This window comes from Pseudoxanthomonas sp. OG2, assembly GCF_014192765.1.
Classification (GTDB): domain Bacteria; phylum Pseudomonadota; class Gammaproteobacteria; order Xanthomonadales; family Xanthomonadaceae; genus Pseudoxanthomonas_A; species Pseudoxanthomonas_A beigongshangi.
This window is the reverse complement of the sequence record NZ_JACHYM010000001.1, coordinates 142490-156825: the sequence shown is the minus strand read 5'-3', so window position 1 is coordinate 156825 and position 14336 is coordinate 142490. Positions and strand designations below refer to the sequence as shown.

The following is a 14336-nucleotide window of genomic DNA, read 5'->3' as shown; positions in this document are numbered from 1 at the left end:
GCCAGGCCATGAGCGCGTTCCTGTACCTGTTTCCCTGCGCCGGCGAGGATCTGGCCAAGCTCGGCATCTCGCGGGATCCGCTGGGCCGCATCCGCGGCCTGGCGCCGCGCTGGTTCGAATTCTTCGACCTCGACCACGCCCTGCTGTTGCAGGCCGACGCATTGGCCGAGGCGCAGGCGTGGGAAACCGCGCTGAAACGCTCGCTGCGTGAGTACAATGCGCCCGCGCCGCTGTTGTCGGTGGCTGCCGCGGGTGGTCATACCGAGTGGTTCCGGGGCGCCCAGCGGGACATCCGCACCCACATGGACGCGATGGCGGAGCAAGGTTTCCACCTGCATCCGGCGCGGCCATGGCTGCGCGACGCCGTGCTTCGCGGCAGTGATGACCCCTATGGCCGGGCCGAGGCGATCTGGCAGGCGATGCTCGACGCGGGCGTCGAACCGGAATCCTCCGCGCGTCATCCGTTCGCGCAGGCGTTGCGGGACCTCTGCGACGAACAGATCGCACTGGACCTGGCGCTCGACGCGCGCGTACCGTCGGCGATCGCGGCGTGGCATCGCCGGCATCGCGCCTGAGCGGTCAATCCGGCGCCTTGGCGGGGACGAACGGCGAAACCGGATCGCTGGCGGGGAAGGTTTCCTCCAGTGATTCGTCCTGGTTCTCGCTTTCACGCTGCTTGCGTTTCTGCCGTTCGTGCGGTGTCTCGGGCGCGTCCCGATGCTCGTCCGGTGCGGGCGGATCCTTGCGGTCGCGGTTCATGGCGTGCTCCATTGGAGGAACGGCTCCAGTCTGGAAGCGCACCGGTGGTACCGGCGTGAACGATCCGCCGAATCCCGATGGAAGCGTGCGGGAATTCAGCGGCGGTTGCGATCGCCGGTGCCGAGCGGATCCGGATAGTCGCGCTCCGGATTGCGCCGGCCGGTTCCGCGTGGCACATCCGGCTGGTCGTGTTCCTTCCAGCGTGCCTTGTCGTTGCGAAGGCGATCGGCGGTATGCGCCTTTTGCTCGTCGCTGTCCGGGTTGTTGCGGGATGGGGCCTCGGGTTTGCTCTTCATGGCATGCGCTCCTCGTTGTCGGGGCAGGGATGCAGGGGAGGGTAACTAGGGAGGGAACGTCGCGCCGGCCACGCGCGCGGCAACCAGGCGAAGATCACGGCGCAGTTCGCGCAACGCCTGGTCACGCGCTTGGCCCTGCATGCGCAGGATGGCGGACGGATGCCAACTGGCGATGGCCTCGGTGCGTTCATCCAATGCACGCCAGCGACCGCGCTCGCGGGTCAGCCGGAACGCATTGCCGAACAGTGTCTGCGCGGCCATCGCGCCCAGCGCCACCACCCAGCGCGGCCGCAGCCGCAGCAGTTCGGCGGCCAGCCACGGCCGGCACGCGGCCTGTTCGCCGGCGTTTGCGCGCTGGTGCAGGCGCACCTTGCCGCGCTGGCGGAACTTGAAGTGCTTGACGGTGTTGGTCAGGTACATCTCCTCCACCGCAAGTCCGCTTTGTTCCAGCAGTTCGCGCAGCAGGCGCCCGGCCGGTCCCACGAACGGCTCGCCCTGGCGATCCTCCTGATCGCCAGGCTGTTCGCCGATGAACATCACCGCCGCGCGTGCCGGACCGCGGCCGAAGACGGTCTGGGTGGCGTCGCGCCAGAGCGGACATGCCCTGCAGTCCGCCGCGCGCAGCCGCAACTGCCGTAGCGAACCGGCGGGAACGGTCTCGACCGGTTTGGCCAGCGGTACCTGCGTGGGCGGTACGCGCGGCATCGCGCTCAGGCGTCGGGGCGCGCGCGCGAATCAGGCATCGGCCAGTTCCTGGATCGAGGGCCTGCGCGGCGCGACGGTCGTGCTCGCCGGGATCGGCAGGGGCATCGGCGCGACCGCGACGGCATGCCGGCGCTCGCCGGCTGCGAGCACACGCAGGCGTGCGATGCGGCTGCGGGCCCAGCGCGCGGCCCAGCGCATGCCCGCCGCCACCGAACGCACGGCGACATTGGCCTGCGGGTTGAGCGGGTCGTGCAGTTGCACGCTCACCAGCCAGCCGTCGCGGCAGGGATGGATTTCCAGCACCCTGCGACCCTCGAGCATGAGTCTTGCCCCGGCCCATGTGTCGTCGGCGGTCGCTTCCACCCAGGTGAAGTCGGCGGGAAGCTTCATCGGCACGGCTTTGGTCATAGGATGCATCCTGATCTGTGGGGGATGCGGTTACTTAGCAGATTGCATGCCACTCGAAAATGACTGGAAACGGCAACGCGAATGCGCATGCGCATTCGCATGGAAGCACTCGTTTCCGGACGCGCGAAAAAATTTCACTTCAAGTGCAGAGCACGTGAAGAGGATGCGTTTGCATTGCGCTCACAGCACCGGTTCTAGCGTACTTGTTCAGTTGCAAAGCCAAAATCGTTCCTGTTTTTCCGTAACCGGGAGTGAACATGAAACGCAGCGAAAAGAAGACGACTAAGAAGGCGGCGAAGAAGGCTTCGCCTGGCAGCGCCGCCAGGAAGACATCATCGGCCGCCAGCGCGGACACCGCGGCGAAGACGGCGCAGAGACAGCGGCGCCTGCAGGAAGAAGCCATGGACAGGAATGCTCGGGCACCTTCGACGAAAAAGCAGCCGGTGCAGGCCGGAAGTCGTAGGCAACCCGAACCGCCGTTGAGCCGGCAGCATCTGCGCAAGCCGGGCAACGAAGCCGAACTCGAGCTCCCGCCACGCTTCCTGGCCCCTGACTATCGCGGCAGCGGCAAGCTCCAGGACCTGCGGGCGCTCATCACCGGCGGAGATTCGGGCATCGGACGCGCGGTCGCGGTGCTGTTCGCGCGCGAAGGGGCCGACGTGGCGATCGTGTACCTGGACGAGCACGAGGATGCACGCGAAACCGCGCGCCATGTGCAAGCCGAAGGACGCCAGTGCCTGCTGATCAGCGGGGATGTGCGCGATGGCCGGTTCTGCGAGCGCGCGGTGGCGGACGTGGTGGCGTCCTTCGGCGGGCTGGACGTCCTGGTCAACAACGCCGCGTTCCAGCAACACGCCAAACGGCTCGAGGACATCAGCGACGCACAGTTGGCCGAGACCCTGCAGACCAACATCGGCGGCTACTTCAACATGACCCGCGCGGCGCTGCCGCACCTGGGGGAGGGGGCGAGCATCATCAACAGCGGATCGGAAACCGGGCTGTTCGGCAGCAAGGAACTGCTCGACTATGCGGCGACCAAGGGCGCCATCCACGCATTCACCAAATCGCTGGCGAGCAACCTGCTGCCACGCGGCATCCGGGTCAACGCGGTGGCGCCGGGACCGGTGTGGACGCCGCTGAACCCGGCGGACCGCGAGGCGGAGAAGGTGGCCACGTTCGGCAAGGACAGCGACATGGGCCGTCCCGCGCAACCGGAGGAGCTTTCGCCGGCCTACGTGTTCCTGGCCTCGCCGATCACCGCCTCCTATATCAGCGGCGCGGTGCTGCCGGTGATGGGCGGACCCTACGGCTAGCGGGACAGGCCTGGCGGGGCGCGACCGTCGTCAGGTGCGGTCGCGCAGCCCGGTTTCGCCGGACTGCTTGGCGCAGTGCGCGCAGCAGTAGATGGTGCCGTCACTCTCCACGCCATGGCCGATGACCGCGCAGCCGCAATGCGCGCAGCGCGGCGCGAAGGCGTGGATCGCGCACTCGAAGGCATCGAAGGTGCCGGTACGTCCCTGCTGGGTCAGGGTGAAGCTCTTGTCGTAATCGTTGCCGCACACATCGCATCGGGCCATGGGATGGCTCCTGTCGTGGAGTGATGGAGACGCGCGCCTGGCGGATGGACGCCACTAGTAGACGCCTTCGGGACTGGGCTGGGGCCGGCCGGGAACATCCGGCGCGACGCGTTCCAGGATTGGCGCGAGGACCTGTTCGGATTCCTCCAGCCACGCCAGCATGCGCAGCGCCCAGTCACGCAGGTCATCGCGGGTGCACCGCTGCGAGGCCTGGTCGAACAGCGGCCAGGCTTCATCCAGCATGGACTGCAGCGCAAGCGCGGCGTGGTGCTCGTACTCCGCGGGCCGGAATCCGGGCAGGCGGGTCGCGCCGTCCTCGCCCGCGGTCGAGGTGTCGAAGCCCGCCCATACCCCGTCCTCGGCCTGGTGCTGGGCCAGGATCATGCGGGCGAGGGTGCGCAGCGATTCATCCTCGGCATGTTCCAGGATGCCGTTGGCCAGGCGGCGTTCGCGCAGTCCCAGCGCGAGTGCCGAGGCGACGAAGGCGTCGTCGTCGAAATCCGCGCCGGCGGTGCCCTCGCGCGGCCGCGCGGCCAGATGGCGGAACAGCACGACCGCGCCGGTGGCCAGGGCCAGCCACGCGATCAGGGATGTCCGATGCTTCATGCGGATTCGCCTCCTCACGGCCGCCCGTGCAGGCGGCCGTGGTCATGGTTGGCGTGGACACGCCTCAGTGGGTGCTGCCCCCGGTGGGCGTGGTGCCGGTGGTGGTGGCAGGACGGCTTGTCGCGCCGCGATTGCGACCGCCGGCTTCGGAGGTCGTCGGGGTTTCGAGCCCGGCGTCTCCGGTCCGTCCCATGCCCGGCGTCACCCGGATCTCGTTGTGGACCTCGCGCACGCCGCCGCATGCATCGGCGATGTCCTCGGCGCGGTGCTTCATCCAGCGTTGTTCCACCGTGCCGCTCAGGGTGGCGACGCCGCCACTCACGCTGATCTGCAGATCGTCCGCGTCCAGGTAAGGGTCGTCGGTAAAGCGTTCATTGAGATCCTCGGTGATGCGCTCGTCGGAACGGGTGTAGCCGCGCGGCCCGCGTCCGCGGAAATTCCGCTGGCCGGATTCCTGGCCATACCCGGAGGCCCCGGCGCGGGTGTCGTCGCGCCAGTCGGACGGGCTGCGACTCATCCCGCCGGAGGACTGGCCGTAGCCGTAGCCGGAACTGCTGCCGTAGCCGACGCCGGGTTCGCGTGGATAGCGCCCGCTGCGCCCATAGCCGCTTCCGGCGAACACGTCGCCCTGCGCGTAGCGCTGGCTGAAATCCTCGGGCCCGTAGATCCGGCCCGGATCGCGCTCGCGTCCCCAGGCCTGGCTGTATTCGCCCGGCGGGTCGTAATAGCCGCTTTCGCGGTCGCCCGTGCGCCCGGCCGGACGATAACCGCCGGCGAAGTCGCTATCGTCGAAGCCCCGTCCGTATTCGCGCTGGCCGGCATCGCCGCGGCCGCTGAATCCGGAGCGTCCGCTTCCACCGCCATATTGCCCGCGTACATCCTCGTCGGACTCGCGGCCACGTCCCCAGCGCTCGTACTCGTCCGCGCCAAACCGGCCTTCTTCCCGGGCCTGTGCGCGCGCTCGCGATGGCTGGATACCGGCGGTGCCATAGCCTTCGCCATAGCCACGCGAGGAACGCTCGTCGTCGGGATGCCTGTCTTCCGGACGCATGCCTTCGTGTTGCCTGCCGTATTGCCGGTTGTACTGGTTCATGTCCTGTCTCCGGTTCTGCCACCATTCGCGGCTGGCGTCTGCCAGCTGCGTTGCCAGTTGCCGCAGTTCGCCTATCGCGGCCTTCAGTTCGACGCCCACGTGCCTGCCGTCGTCGTGTCTGCTCTCGTCGTGTCTGTTCTCGTCCATTGCCTGCTCCTGGAAGAAAGGAGTGGAAAGGAGCGTGGTGCGCCACTCCGTCCGTGGACGGCACGCAAACGGCATGCCATCGCCACAGGCCGGCAGGCGCGGGCGCCGACGGCGCCGGACGGCCTCGGCAGGCAGCTTTTGCGCCGAAAGGAAGTTTGTGCGCGGAGCGGATCGGCACGCGGTTTGCGTGGATAAGCGGCAGACGAATGAAGCGCGACGGCGCGGAGGTGGAACATGAAACGCTGGATGATCGCCGGCCTTGTGTGGGCCATGGCTGTGGCCGTGATGCCGGCCTGCGACCGCCGGGACGATCCTTCGGTTCCCCCGGCCAGCACGGGCAGCAGCACTCCGCCCGGTGAAAGGGTCGATGCGGGTGCCGACGACAAGGCCGCGGTGAAAGACGAGCCGATCCACCTGACCCAGCCGCCGCCCACCGCGACCGAGTGCGACGGCAAGGTCGGCGACGAACTCGCGTCGTGCCTGCAGGACCATGCGGCGCGCAAACGTGCGACGCCTTCACCCTGACGCAGAAATTTCACGGGATGCAGCATGTGCCGCCCGCGCAGCCGCTTGGACGCGCCTGCGCGAGCTCCACCGTTGGCATGGACATTGCGGAGTACGCCACGGCGCCGGTTATCTCCAGTCGCCGCATTTCTCCCAACAGAAGGCGTTCCCATGTCCCGTACCCCACTGTCATTGAATCCTTCCTCGACGAACACCCACGGCACTGCGACCTCCGCCCCGCGCGGACAGGACCAGGGCAGGCGCCGGGAGCCACGCGGATTCGCCGCGATGGATCCGGAACGGCAACGCGAAATCGCACGCAAGGGCGGGCGCGCCGCGCACCGCAGCGGCAACGCGCATCAGTTCGATTCCGAAGAAGCCCGCGAAGCGGGGCGCAAGGGCGGCGAGGTGGTCAGCCAGGATCGCACGCACATGGCCCGGATCGGCGCGCGCGGTGGCGAAGCGCGTGGCGCGAATCGCCGGCAGCAGATGCGCGAGCGTGGCATCGAGGGCGGCGAGGGAAGTACGGAGCCGGAGGATGGCGGGACCCTGCTATCCGGGAGCACGCCGTCCACGCGTCATCACTGAGGTGAGGAAAACGGCAAACCGCGAACCGCGGAATCAATCACCCGCGCGGGGCGGTGCCGGTCTCGCCCTGCCGCGGGGAACCGCCGATGGCCATGCGATCCAGCAACGCGCCACACTGGACGACGGCCATGTCGATCCGGTCCAGGCCGGAGCGGACGTCATCGATCTGGCCCTGCGCGAGCGCTTCCCGCGCGATGGAATTGGCATACAGGATCAGGTTCAACTCGTTGCGCAGATCGTGCTGCCAGTCAGACATCGTCGCGCTTCCTGGCCAGGTGGTTGTGCACGGTGCGCACGCTGATGCCCAGGGCCCGGGCGGTCGCGGTCTTGTCGCCGGCGTGGAAGGCCAGGGTCTTGCGCAGCATTTCCGCCTCCACCTGGGCGAAGGTCATGCCCACCTGGAAACGCACGCTCGCCGGGTCGTCGTCGCCCGGCAATCCGCGCCGGTCCAGTTGCAGCGGAACCGGGCGCACGCTGTCGTCCTGGCTGCGCAGGTAAGCCAGTTCGATCGCGCTGGACAGTTCGCGCACGTTGCCCGGCCAGGCGTGCGCCATCAGGCCCGGCAGGCAGCGTTCCTCCAGCCGCCGGGCGTGCCCGGTGCGCCGGTTGAGCCGATCGACGAAGGCGGTGGCCAGCAGCGGGATGTCCTGCTTGCGCGCACGCAGCGGCGGCACCTCGATGGGATAGCGGACCAGGCGGAAATACAGATCCTGGCGCAGATCGCCGCAGCCGTCCGCCGACAGGCGATGGGTGGCCGCGATGACGCGCACGTCGATCGGCACCTCGCCCTGGCCGCCGATTCGCTGGACCACGCCGGTTTCCAGTGCGCGCAGCAGGTAGACCTGCAGCGCCGGCGGCATGTCGCCTATCTCGTCCAGAAAGAGCGTGCCGCCCTGGGCCTGCTCGAAGAAACCCAGGTGGCGCGCGGCGGCGCCGGTGAAACTGCCACGCTCGTGGCCGAAAAGCTCGCTGGCGAGCAGTTCGCCCGGAAGCGCGCCGCAGTTGACCGCGACGAAACGGCCGCCACGACCGCTCTGCGCATGGATGGCACGCGCCGCCAGTTCCTTGCCGCTGCCGGTCTCGCCGAACAGCAGCACGCTCACGTCGTGGGGCGCCGCGCGGGCGATCTCCTGGCGCAATGCCTGCATCGGCGGACTCTCGCCGAGCAGTCCATCGCCGTCGTCGCGCAGCGCGGCCTCGCGCGCATGGTGCGACTGGCGCACATCGTCGAGCAGGCCCATCAGGCGGGTGGGCGGCAGCGGCTTGGGCAGGTAGGCCGAGGCGGCGGAGGCCACCGCCCGCCGCGCATGCTCGATATCGCTGCTGCCGCTGACGAACACGATCTGTCCCTGATGCTGCACCGGGATGCGCTCGAGCACGTCGAAGCCGGTGCCATCCGGCAGGTGCATGTCCAGCAGGGTCAGCTCGGGGTCGTGGCGCGCCAGCCAGGGCGCGGCATCGGCGACGCGATGGAAGGCATGTGCCGTGAAGCCGCGGCGCCGGGCCATGTCCAGGGTCATCGACGCGAACTCGGTGTCGTCGTCGACGATGGCAAAGCATGGATTCGGCATGTTCACTCTCGTGGATCACCAGCATGTGAGCATCACCCAACGGCTGTTAGGGCAACGCGAAGCGGACACGGCCACATCGGGATGCGATGTGCATGCCGTGTTGATGTTCATGAAGGTGATCGCGCGACCCATGCGCGCATCCTGTCACGCGCGGGTGCGAGGCCGATTCAGCCCAGCCGCTGATCCATCCGGAAACGGTGCGCGGCCAGGTAGCTGATCCGCGTGAACAGCGGATGGCGCGGATTGAGCAGCAGGTTGTGCTCGCACGGACACAATGCGCTGGGCACCTGCGCCGCCAGGGTATTGCCGGTGGCGAGCCAGGCGTCGCCCAGCGCCTGCACTTCGGCCCGGTAGGGACGCTCCCGCCAGAGCAGATCCTCGGCGACCTCGATGACATGCAGCGAACCGGACGGAACGCGCGCCTCGATCAACTTCAGTTGATTGACCGGCGTGCTTTCCAGATGCGCACGATGTTCGAGCATCGCCGCGGCCGCGCTGCAGGCGGCGTAGATCACCGGCAGCTGCCCGCTGGTCCAGCGGCCAGGACGGTCGGAGACGGGGAATACGTGGGTGACGGCGGTGTCCTCGACCATCACGAAAGCGGGCATCGTTTCGTTCGACATGGCGCTGCTCCCTCGAAGGGATGATCGATGATGGGTTCGGAGACGCGAAGACCGTGTGCAACCGTGGCCTTCACATGACGGGTCCGCGTGCTCGGGTAGGGTCGGATTCCTCCGTTTCCGCTTCGACATGCGCGCAATTTCCGGTTTTTTCCATCGCCAGCGCCCCCCCCGCGCCACGCGCTGGCCGGCGCGGGTGCTGGCGATGATCGCCGTAGCCTGCATGGCTGGGGCGTTCGCCACGGCTCCGGCCTCCGCACCGCCTTCCTCATCCTCCGTCGGCACGACGTCGGAATCGGCGCAGACCACCGCGCGCGAAGTGCTGGAGGAAGTGGGCGAGCGCGACAACGCGCCGCCCTACAGCCGGCGGCTGTGGCAGGGCGCCGCTCTGGAATGGACACGTGCCATGCCCGCGATCGAGCGCGATCTCGCCGGCGCATGGCAGGAGCTGCGGCGGCAGGTGGCGGAACGGTTCTGGGGATTGGCGGCGCTGCTGTTGGCCTGGGCCGGGACGCTGTGGCTGGTTCCCTGGTCGATCTCGAAACTGGTTCCGCGCCTGCCCGAAGGACGCATCCGGCGGTCGCTGCCCGCGTTGCTGCGGGTCGCCGGCACCACCCTGTGCAGCGCGGTCCTGCTGATCGCGATTGGCCAGGTGCTCGGATGGGGCGCGCCAGCCGGTTCGCCGCTATCGGCATTGCTGGGGCCGCTGATCGGCGTTCTGGCCTTCGCGGTGTTCATGGCCAGCCTGGGCCGTAACGTGCTGTCCTGCGGCGATGCGGGCCTGCGCCTGCCCGACATTCCGGACGAAGTGGCCGCGCGGATGCGCCACGTTCCGTGGTTGCTGGCGGGGTCCGTCGCCGCCGCGACCTGGCTGGAGATCCTGCTGGTGCGCTGGTTGCCTGGACAGGGCTATGCGTCGCGCCTGACGACCGCGGGACTGGCGGTGTTCCTGGCCGCGGTGCTGGCGAGCGTGTGGTCGCGGCTGGGGCTGGCCCTGCGCACGAACCCCGCCGACGCGCCGACGGGACGCCATCGCGTCCTGCTGCGCGGCGTGGTGGTGGTGGGTTGGGGGCTGATCCTGGGCAGCCTGTTCGCCACGCTGCTGGGCTACTACGCCGCCGGCGGTTTCCTGATCAAACAGACCTTGTGGGGCGGCGTGGTGCTGGTGTTCACCTATCTGCTGGCGGCGGCCAGCGGCGACACCATTGATGCCTACCTGGGCGGCGGTGGCCGCGCCGGGCGGGTGCTGGCGTGGCGACTGGGACTGGAGCCGCGCAAGGTCGATCAGGTCGGCGCGCTGGTCTACGGCGTGGTCCGCCTGCTTCTGTTGCTGTGCGCGCTGGTGCTGCTGGCCGCGCCCTACGGGCTGGGGCCTTCCGAACTGTTCGCACGCCTGCATCCGCGCACGGCGGTGATCGCGATCGGCCAGCTCCGGCTGGGCGCGGGCGATCTGCTGCGGGCGCTGCTGGTGTTCGCGGCGGTGATGCTCGCCACCCGCTTGTTCGGACACTGGTTCAGCAGCCGCTATCTGCCGACCACGCGGCTGGATCCGGGCATGCGCAGTTCGCTGGTGTCGGTGGCGACCTATGCCGCCGTGGTCGTGGCGATATCGATGGCGCTGGCGGCGATGGGCGTGGGCCTGGACAAGATCACCTGGATTGCCAGCGCGCTGACCGTGGGCATCGGCTTTGGCCTGCAGGCGATCGTGCAGAACTTCATTTCCGGCCTGATCCTGCTGGCCGAGCGCCCGGTGCGGGTCGGCGACTGGGTGGTGGTGGGCGACGCCGAGGGCGACGTGCGCCGGATCAACGTGCGCGCCACCGAGATCACCATGGCCGATCGCACCACCGTGCTGGTGCCCAACTCCGAACTGATCACCAAGGTGGTGCGCAACCGCACGCTGACCCGCTCCGAGGGACTGGTGAAGATCCTGCTGCCGCTGCCGGCGGCGACGACCGACGTGGAGAAGGCGGTGACGGTGGCGCGCGAAGTGATCGCCGCCAACCCCGACGTGCTGCCGCGGCCGGAACCGGTGGTGCTGGTCGAGGAGGTCAAGGACAACAAGATCTTCTTCAACCTGTCGGTGTATGTCGAAGGCCCGCGCCGGGTCGCGACGGTGCGCGGCGCGCTGCTATACGAACTGCTGCGGCGCCTGCCGGAAGCCGGCGTGCCGCTGGCCTGAGCGTGATACCTGTGAGCGCGCCCTACTGGCGGATGCAGACCGCCAGCCCGGGCGCGCCTTCGCCCTCGGCGAACACGCTGATGCGTTCGCCGACCTTGCGGAAGGCCAGATCGAACCGGCGCGCGCCCAGCCGCAGGTCGCTGATGGTGACATCCTCGATGCCCGGTGGCAGTTCGGGCTGGTTGATCTCCACCATCTCGCCGCGGCCGTCGATGTCGATGCCCAGGCAAGCTTGCAGCAGCATCAGTGCCGATCCGGCCGCCCATGCCTGTGGCAGGCAGGCCACCGGATAGGCGACCGGCGGCGCGCCCTGGGTGCGCGAGAAACCGCAGAACAGCTCGGGCAGGCGCATGTCGAAGTGCACGGCCGCCTCGAACGCGCCGCGCAGCAGCCTTGGCGCGCCACCACGAAAACCGGTGCGCGCGATGCCGCTGGCGCACAACGCGTTGTCGTGCGGCCACACCGAACCGTTGTGGTAGGAAATCGGGTTGTAGCGCGCCTCGCCGCGCGCGACCGTGCGCACGCCCCAGCCGGTGAAGAACGGCGAGGACAGCAATTGCGCGGCGACCCCGGCGGCGCGCTCGGGCGCGGCCAGGCCGGTATAGAGCAGGTGGCCCGGATTGCTGGTGCGCACCCGGCACAATTGGCCTTCGCCATCGATCGCCAGCCCGTAGAACTTCAGTTCCTCGTCCCAGAAGTGCGTTTCCACCGCCTGGCGGAGCCGAGCGGCGCGCGCCTCCCAGGCGGCGGCGCGCCGGGTGGCGCTTTCCTCGTCCGGGGAAAGCGTCGCCAGCGCCGCCATGCCGCGCAACGCCGCGTAGACATACCCCTGCACCTCGACGAGCGCGATCGGGCCCGGCGCGAGCCGGCCATCGGCATGGAACACCGAATCGCCGCTGTCCTTCCAGCCCTGGTTGCTCAGGCCGCTCCGCTCGCCACGCGCGTAGTCGAGGAAGCCCAGCGGGTTCGCGTCGCAGACGCGCTCCACCCAGCCGATGGCCGCTTCCAGCGATGGCCAGAGTCCGCGGATGAATGCATCGTCGCCAGTGCGACGCCAGTACGCATGCGCGAGCATCACGAACAGCGGGGTGGTGTCGACGCCGCCGTAGTACAGGCCGAACGGCAGTTCGCGCAGGCTGGACATCTCGCCCTTGCGGGTCTCGTGCATGATCTTGCCCGGCGACGCGTCCAGGAACGGCGCGTCCTCCTTGGCCTGGTGTTCGGCGAGGAAGCGCAGCACGCCGCGCGCCAGCCCCGGATCGAGCCAGAGCGTCTGCAGCGCGGTGATCACGGCGTCGCGGCCGAACGGGGTCGAAAACCAGGGAATGCCGGCGTAGGGGTAGGGTCCGGTTTCCAGATCGCTGGTCAGCAGCGCCAGGTCCGAACGCGACTGGCGCATCCACTGATCGAACAGCGGACCGCTGCTGACGATGCGCGCGCCACGCCGCTGGCGCGAACGCATGCGCCGGCGCGCCAGTGCGGCCTGGTAGCGGTAGCGTTCACGCGAGGGCGGTTCGCCGGGGTCGGCGCCGGCCTCGATGTAGAACTCGCGGACCTCGTCCGGTTCCAGCACCAGCGGGAATTCCAGCTCGCCGGCGCCGGCGAACACCGGCGCCATCGAGAAGCGGATGTAGGAGGCGCGTTCGACGTTGTCCAGGCCGACATAGCGGAAGCCGTAGCCGATCTCGCCGGGCTCCGGTTCCATCAGTCGTCCGCGTGCGGAACGGCGGCTGCCCCGCACCTCGAACATGTCCCAGAAGTCCGCCGCCAGGGTGAAGCGCAGCGGCAGGGTGACCCGCTGTTCGCCGTAGTTGACGCAACTGATGCGCTCGTACATCCGCTCCTGGCACAGGAAGCGGTTGCGGCTGATGTGGATCAGCCCCTGCGGCGTACCGGCTTCGTCCAGCGGCGAAAGCGCGCGGTTGGTGAGATGGGCGACGAACAGCACGTTGTCCTGGGTCACCGCGGCGCTGAGCAGGGTCGCCGCCTCGTCGCCCAGCCGCAGCCTGTAACCCGACAGCACGCGGGTGTCGCTGATGAAGAAACCCTCGGCGGGACCGGCGATGTCGCCGTAGCTGTTGGCGACCAGGAAACTGTCGCCGTCCTTCAACACATAGCGGGTGTACAGGGCGGCGTCGGCGGCTGATTCCATCGTTCAACCCTTGGCCATGCGCAGGTCCGGACGCGTCAGCAGGGTCTGGTAGAGCCCCACATATTCGCGCGCCATCGCGGTGACGGAGAAACGCTGCTCGAACACTTCGCGGATGCGGGCGCGGTCGAGCCGTTCCACCTGTTCGACCGCCGCGCTGGCCGCCGCGATCGAATCCACGATATGGCCGGTGACGCCTTCGTCCACCACTTCAGGCACCGAACCGCAGCGCCAGCCAATCACCGGGGTGCCGCAGGCCATCGCCTCGATCATCACCAGCCCGAACGGCTCGGGCCAGTCGATGGGAAACAGCAGGGCGCGGGCGTTACCGAGGAAGGCCGGCTTCTCCTCGTCGTTGATCTCGCCGATGAACTCCACGCCGTCCTGCTCCAGCAGCGGGCGGATGGTTTCGCGGAAGTAGACGCGGTCGTGGGTGTCGACCTTGGCCGCGATGCGCAGCGGCAGGCCGACCCGGCGCGCGATCGCGATCGCCCGATCCAGTCGCTTGTCGCGCGACACCCGGCCCAGGAACGCCAGGTAGTCGCCGGCCGGGTTTTCCGCCGGCTGGTAGAGATCCTCCGGCAGCCCGTGGTAGACCGTGCCCAGCCAGTTGGCCCAGGGAATCGGCCGGCGCTGGCTTTCGGAGATGGAGACCAGCGGGAATTCCGGCCAGCGCCGGTAGAACGCCGGCAGATCCTTCTTGTCCTGGCGCCCGTGCAGGGTGCTGATCGTGTGCGCGGCAACCGGCTCGAACAGCGGGAACGGCAGCAGGTCGATGTGGAAGTGGATGATGTCGAATTCGTTGGCACGCCGGGCCACGTCCGACAGCATCGCCAGGTGCGCGGCCACCGGCGACTTCAGTGGCGACTCGTCCAGCCGGATCGCGCAGTCGCGGCCCGGCACCAGGGTGGCTGAGGTGCGCGAGTCGCCGGAGGCGAACAGGGTCACGTCGTGGCCGGCGGCGACCAGCGCCTCGGTAAGGTAGGAAACCACCCGTTCGGTGCCGCCGTACAGCCGGGGCGGCACCGCTTCCAGCAGCGGGGAGATCTGGGCAATCTTCATCGCGCGGGCACTCCCGCCAATACACCGGGCCGCGTGTCGGGCAGCGCCTTCACCGTGCCTTCGGAACCA

Annotated in this window: 17 protein-coding genes and 1 pseudogene; 5 read left to right on the top strand and 13 right to left on the bottom strand. The window is 68.8% G+C overall.

Annotated features, from left to right (window positions below; translation table 11 throughout):
- The first annotated feature begins 8 nt into the window (after positions 1–8).
- Complete coding sequence (locus FHW78_RS00690) at positions 9–575, top strand: GIY-YIG nuclease family protein (protein ID WP_183636438.1); 567 nt, start codon at positions 9–11, stop codon at positions 573–575.
- Positions 576–579: 4 nt separating this feature from the next.
- On the opposite strand, the gene FHW78_RS00685 is transcribed toward FHW78_RS00690, so the two are convergent.
- From FHW78_RS00685 to FHW78_RS19860, 5 genes are all read right to left on the bottom strand, one after another.
- Complete coding sequence (locus FHW78_RS00685; protein ID WP_141452792.1) at positions 580–759, bottom strand: hypothetical protein; 180 nt, start codon at positions 757–759, stop codon at positions 580–582.
- A gap of 95 nt (positions 760–854) precedes the next feature.
- A complete protein-coding gene (locus FHW78_RS00680; RefSeq protein WP_183641423.1) occupies positions 855–1055 on the bottom strand; it encodes a hypothetical protein in 201 nt (66 codons plus the stop codon).
- Between the two features lie 45 nt (positions 1056–1100).
- Complete coding sequence (locus FHW78_RS00675) at positions 1101–1760, bottom strand: UdgX family uracil-DNA binding protein (protein WP_183636435.1); 660 nt, start codon at positions 1758–1760, stop codon at positions 1101–1103.
- Positions 1761–1790: 30 nt separating this feature from the next.
- Entirely contained in the window at positions 1791–2168 is a 378-nt protein-coding gene (locus tag FHW78_RS00670) for a hypothetical protein (protein WP_183636432.1), read from the bottom strand.
- Between the two features lie 139 nt (positions 2169–2307).
- Complete coding sequence (locus FHW78_RS19860) at positions 2308–2571, bottom strand: hypothetical protein (RefSeq protein WP_255443296.1); 264 nt, start codon at positions 2569–2571, stop codon at positions 2308–2310.
- Between FHW78_RS19860 and FHW78_RS00665 the strand changes: the two genes are divergently transcribed.
- Entirely contained in the window at positions 2555–3481 is a 927-nt protein-coding gene (locus FHW78_RS00665; RefSeq protein ID WP_255443220.1) for an SDR family oxidoreductase, read from the top strand. The two genes, FHW78_RS19860 and FHW78_RS00665, sit on opposite strands and share 17 nt — an antisense overlap.
- A 30-nt stretch (positions 3482–3511) precedes the next feature.
- On the opposite strand, the gene FHW78_RS00660 is transcribed toward FHW78_RS00665, so the two are convergent.
- From FHW78_RS00660 to FHW78_RS00650, 3 genes are all read right to left on the bottom strand, one after another.
- Positions 3512–3745 (bottom strand): hypothetical protein, encoded by a 234-nt coding sequence (locus FHW78_RS00660; RefSeq protein ID WP_183636426.1) that lies wholly within the window; start codon positions 3743–3745, stop codon positions 3512–3514.
- Between the two features lie 54 nt (positions 3746–3799).
- Entirely contained in the window at positions 3800–4351 is a 552-nt protein-coding gene (locus tag FHW78_RS00655; RefSeq protein WP_183636423.1) for a hypothetical protein, read from the bottom strand.
- Positions 4352–4415: 64 nt separating this feature from the next.
- Entirely contained in the window at positions 4416–5591 is a 1176-nt protein-coding gene (locus FHW78_RS00650; protein ID WP_183636419.1) for a BON domain-containing protein, read from the bottom strand.
- Between the two features lie 234 nt (positions 5592–5825).
- Here FHW78_RS00650 and FHW78_RS00645 point away from each other — a divergent pair, with 234 nt between their 5' ends.
- On the top strand, positions 5826–6116 hold the full coding sequence (locus FHW78_RS00645; RefSeq protein ID WP_183636417.1) for a hypothetical protein: 291 nt from the start codon (positions 5826–5828) through the stop codon (positions 6114–6116).
- Between the two features lie 252 nt (positions 6117–6368).
- Positions 6369–6683, top strand: a pseudogene (locus FHW78_RS00640) (KGG domain-containing protein); the annotation flags it as partial.
- A gap of 37 nt (positions 6684–6720) precedes the next feature.
- Here the strand turns inward: FHW78_RS00640 and FHW78_RS00635 are convergent.
- The 3 genes from FHW78_RS00635 to FHW78_RS00625 all read right to left on the bottom strand — a co-directional run bounded on the left by FHW78_RS00635 (position 6721) and on the right by FHW78_RS00625 (position 8877).
- Complete coding sequence (locus FHW78_RS00635) at positions 6721–6939, bottom strand: hypothetical protein (protein ID WP_183636412.1); 219 nt, start codon at positions 6937–6939, stop codon at positions 6721–6723.
- Complete coding sequence (locus FHW78_RS00630; RefSeq protein WP_183636410.1) at positions 6932–8254, bottom strand: sigma-54 dependent transcriptional regulator; 1323 nt, start codon at positions 8252–8254, stop codon at positions 6932–6934. Before FHW78_RS00630 ends, FHW78_RS00635 begins: the two co-directional genes overlap by 8 nt.
- 167 nt (positions 8255–8421) lie before the next feature.
- The gene (locus tag FHW78_RS00625) at positions 8422–8877 is read right to left on the bottom strand and encodes an RES family NAD+ phosphorylase (RefSeq protein WP_183636408.1); all 456 of its coding nucleotides are present in this window, start codon (positions 8875–8877) and stop codon (positions 8422–8424) included.
- Between the two features lie 127 nt (positions 8878–9004).
- On the opposite strand from FHW78_RS00625, the gene FHW78_RS00620 reads away from it, so the two are divergent.
- Positions 9005–11056 carry a mechanosensitive ion channel domain-containing protein gene (locus FHW78_RS00620; RefSeq protein ID WP_183636406.1) on the top strand — a complete coding sequence of 684 codons (2052 nt, stop codon included), beginning with the start codon at positions 9005–9007 and terminating at the stop codon, positions 11054–11056.
- 22 nt (positions 11057–11078) lie between these two features.
- Here the strand turns inward: FHW78_RS00620 and FHW78_RS00615 are convergent, their stop codons facing one another.
- Both FHW78_RS00615 and FHW78_RS00610 read right to left on the bottom strand, forming a co-directional pair.
- Positions 11079–13208, bottom strand: a complete 2130-nt coding sequence (locus FHW78_RS00615) for an amylo-alpha-1,6-glucosidase (protein WP_183636404.1) — start codon at positions 13206–13208, stop codon at positions 11079–11081.
- Positions 13209–13211: 3 nt separating this feature from the next.
- The gene (locus FHW78_RS00610; RefSeq protein ID WP_183636401.1) at positions 13212–14267 is read right to left on the bottom strand and encodes a glycosyltransferase family 4 protein; all 1056 of its coding nucleotides are present in this window, start codon (positions 14265–14267) and stop codon (positions 13212–13214) included.
- Positions 14268–14336 lie beyond the last annotated feature (69 nt).